The sequence below is a fragment of the Microcystis sp. M53598_WE2 genome (assembly GCF_030067735.1).
Taxonomy (GTDB): Bacteria; Cyanobacteriota; Cyanobacteriia; order Cyanobacteriales; family Microcystaceae; genus Microcystis; species Microcystis aeruginosa.
Genome location: NZ_JASJFE010001058.1, coordinates 1 through 2,938, shown reverse-complemented (window position 1 = coordinate 2,938; position 2,938 = coordinate 1). Strand labels below are relative to the sequence as shown.

Here is a 2,938-nt window from a genome sequence, read left to right as displayed (position 1 = left end):
TCCACCTGCATGATCGAAAGATCATCCCTAAAATTACCATCAAATTGTAAAGCTTGAATTTTTTCAATAAAATTATCAAGATTTTTAGCAGAATTACAGTGATAATTTCGCAAAGATTGAATAAAGTTCTCTAGTCCCCACATCCTACCATCAACACAATCGATCTCGTAAATTCCATCGCTAAAAAGATAAAGGCTACTGGAGAAATTCAGGGATTGAACCTGATTGATATATTCTGCTTCTGGAAACATCCCGATGGGAAAACCGGGGGCTTTCAGTCTGGTTTCAATCATCTGTCCAAAAGGTTTTTGAGTCAGGAGAACTGCCGGGGGATGACCGGCACTGGCATAGGTTAACTGTTGTTGTTTCTGATCATAAATTCCGTACCAGATAGTAAAATATTTATCATTCTTAGGACTGATTTGATAAACTTGATTTAACCTATGTAAAACCTGATTAGGTTCATAGTAATTCACCTGAGTTAAACCATGAGAACGGAGTAAATTAATCACCGAAAGGGAAGGTAAAGCCGCTCGCAAACCATGGCCAGCCACATCTAAAAGATATAACATCAAATGGTCATTATCTAACCAATAATAATCAAATCCATCCCCCCCCAATCGACGAGAAGGAAGGAAGCGAAAATCGATAGCAAGTTTTGGAGAAATAAAAGGTTCTGGTAACAGCGATCGCACATATGCCGCCGCTTCCGCTAACTCCATTTCTAGTAATTGTTTTTGCGCTTGCAGATCATGACTTAATTGATGCAAACGAATTCCCGCCCGCACGCGCGCTCTTAACTCATTAATCTCGATCGGTTTACACAAAAAATCATCTGCCCCCGCATCCAATCCCTTGACCCGATCCTCCACCGATCCCAAAGAAGTTAAGAGGATAAAAAAAGTCGTTGACAGTTGGGGATTGAGCTTAATTTGCCGGCAAACTTCCAACCCATCGATCCCCGGCATCATCCAATCACAAATAATCATCGCTGGTTTTAGTTGCCCCGCTTGCTTTAATCCTTCTTCCCCATCACTGGCAATAAAAACCTCGTATTCCTTCCGCAAAGCGCGGCTCAAAAACGTTTGAATTACTCCATCATCATCAATTACTAGAATTCGTACCATCTTTTTTGTGACTTGACTATCTCAATCTTACTGCCTACCCCCGACTCCCTGACAGATGACTTTGCTTGTCCCTCAACCAGGGATTAAATCCAGAATCGAGCTAACACATCAGTCATAGTTTGGGAAAAATGGTATAACTTCTAGCGTAAGGCATTGGAGAGGTAAGCCGGGGGTGAAGATTTCTTTTCAGGTAGATAGCGATCTCAAGTCCTTAGATACCGTTTTAAAATATTTTGAGCAACTTGAACCAGCGGGCATTCCCCAAAAAGACTGGCTCCAGTGTCAGCTTGCTCTTGCCGAAGGTTTTACCAATGCAGTCCGTCACGCTCACCGACACCTACCTCCCGAAATCCCAATCGAGATCGAGATTGAGATTACCCGATCCCAGATGAAAATTCGCATCTGGGATCGGGGTTCCGCCTTCGATTTAGAGGACTTTATCGAGAAAAACGCCTATCATGACTATAGTTTCTCTGGTCATGGGCAAGGACTGCCGATCCTCCAAAAAATCGCCGATCAACTCAGTTATACTCGCAGCGAAGATCAGCGCAACTGTCTGTTAATTATTAAACAATTTTCCCGCCATGAATCCGATCGCACCCCTCGTTTCTCCTAGTTGGTTAGTGACTAATCTCGATCGCCCCGATCTGATGGTTATTGACTGTCGTTTTCAATTAAATGATCCCGATCTCGGTTATCAAGAGTATTTAGCCAATCATATTGAAAATGCCTTCTATTTACACCTCGATCGCGATTTATCGGCTCCCGTTGCCCGTCATGGCGGCCGTCATCCTTTACCGAATCCGCAGACGATAGCCGCTAAATTAAGCTCGTTAGGGGTGATTTCCGGCCAAACTCATGTCATCGCCTACGATGCCTCCCGTTTTGCCTTTGCCAGTCGTCTCTGGTGGTTATTACGTTATCTGGGCCATGAACGAGTCAGCATTCTCGATGGTGGTTGGCAAAATTGGTTAAATGCCGGTTATCCCGTCTCCAATCAGATACCTGTGCCGAAAACCGGCGCTTTTCTCCCCCAAGTTCAACAGGATTGGGTAGTCACGATCGAGGAGGTAAAAAGGCAAAAAGAGCAAGGGGGAGTGGTGTTAATTGATGCCAGGGAAAGCGATCGCTATCGGGGCGAAAGGGAACCGATCGATCCGATCGCCGGCCACATCGAGGGGGCGCTTAATTATCCCTGGTTAGAAGTCACCGATAGTCAGGGTTTTTCTCAACCCCAGGACCTGCAAAAACAACGTTGGCAAGAGCGGCAAAGCGATCGAGAAATTATCCTCTACTGTGGTTCGGGAGTGACAGCCTGTGTCAATATCCTTTCCCTTACCCTAGCCGGATACGAGAATGTTAAGCTATATTCTGGAGGTTGGAGTGATTGGTGTTCCTACCTGATCTAACCAGCCTTGTTGATGTTCATCTATCTAGAAAGATTATCAAAATGACCTAATTACTGTACAATCCCTCTATTATCACTTTTAATTATTCCCAAACTATTATCTAGTTTGTCTCCTAAGTGGGTGGGTGAAATTAAATATAAGATGAACGTAGGTTGGGTTAAAGCATGAAACCCAACGCCCGCATGGGTTACGCTACCGCTAACCCATCCTACAAATAATTGTGCCTCCCTACTTAGACAAAAAAGCTAATTTTTATTTTAGTTGCTATCTTTTTGCTCTCAAATCACCGCTATTCCTCAAAGAATAGTCGTTTTCCCCCGTAAAATTACTCAAAGGTAATTTTATAGTTAAACTCTATAAAAAATTAGGTATGTATTTTGTATGACAGAAGCCGGTCTTTGT

General features: G+C 43.5%; 3 protein-coding genes. 2 read left to right on the top strand and 1 reads right to left on the bottom strand.

The window, feature by feature from the left end; genetic code table 11:
• A partial coding sequence (locus PX636_RS21620; RefSeq protein ID WP_288118814.1) for a PP2C family protein-serine/threonine phosphatase occupies positions 1 to 1,127 on the bottom strand: 1,127 nt, incomplete at its 3' end.
• A gap of 172 nt (positions 1,128 to 1,299) precedes the next feature.
• On the opposite strand from PX636_RS21620, the gene PX636_RS21615 reads away from it, so the two are divergent.
• Complete coding sequence (locus tag PX636_RS21615; RefSeq protein WP_002796544.1) at positions 1,300 to 1,743, top strand: ATP-binding protein; 444 nt, start codon at positions 1,300 to 1,302, stop codon at positions 1,741 to 1,743.
• Entirely contained in the window at positions 1,712 to 2,536 is an 825-nt protein-coding gene (locus PX636_RS21610; protein ID WP_002796543.1) for a sulfurtransferase, read from the top strand. The genes PX636_RS21615 and PX636_RS21610 overlap by 32 nt, the downstream gene beginning before the upstream one ends.
• Positions 2,537 to 2,938: the final 402 nt, after the last annotated feature.